The 534-nt window shown below is 73.6% G+C and carries 2 protein-coding genes; one reads left to right on the top strand and one right to left on the bottom strand.

Annotated features, from left to right (window positions below; genetic code table 11):
* Nucleotides 1–103 precede the first annotated feature (103 nt).
* Nucleotides 104–298 carry a transcriptional regulator gene (locus tag MKK75_RS07060; RefSeq protein WP_244041899.1) on the top strand — a complete coding sequence of 65 codons (195 nt, stop codon included), beginning with the start codon at nt 104–106 and terminating at the stop codon, nt 296–298.
* A gap of 26 nt (nt 299–324) precedes the next feature.
* On the opposite strand, the gene MKK75_RS07055 is transcribed toward MKK75_RS07060, so the two are convergent.
* Nucleotides 325–534, bottom strand: a 210-nt coding sequence (locus MKK75_RS07055) for a hypothetical protein (protein ID WP_244041898.1), incomplete at its 5' end; no start/stop codon positions are given.

Genomic DNA, 534 nt, shown 5'->3' with positions numbered 1-534 from the left:
GGGTAGAGCGCTGGCTGTGCGGTCTCGGACGAAGGACGGGCGGGAGAGCTAGGGCTGGCAGCTGCGGCAGCTGACTGTCGAACGCGGGAGGTCGGAGCAGGGGGTGGCGCTCGCCGCGAGGATCGACCCGGGCTGGGGCGGCGGGGTCGAGCGCGGCTCGGAGAACGGGACCATCGCGACCTTGGAGGCGATGGGGCAGGCCCTGGCTGTGCGGGTTGCCGACCTGCTGGCCGCCCCGCCGCGGGGGGCGGCGCGACCGCAGCCGTTGCGCGCCGGCCGCCGGCCACGGGCAGAGTGACCGGTAGCCCGACGTGGCCCTGCCCCTCACGATCCGATCTCGAGGTGTGGGGCGACCCGCACCAGTAGGTCACGGGCGACCGTGACGGCGTCGCGCGTGTTCGGGGCGAGGTCGTCGCGCATCAGTTCGGGCGTGGTCAGGAGCCGCAGCAGGACGGTCGTGAGATCCGGTACCGCGGCGATCAGCTTCGCGTCGGCCAAGCGCTGGATCCCGGTGGCGATGTGCAGGCAAGATCC

Source organism: Methylobacterium sp. J-030, assembly GCF_022829545.1.
GTDB lineage: Bacteria > Pseudomonadota > Alphaproteobacteria > Rhizobiales > Beijerinckiaceae > Methylobacterium.
The sequence above is the reverse complement of the archived record's forward strand: the minus strand, read 5'-3'. Positions and strand labels throughout refer to the sequence as shown.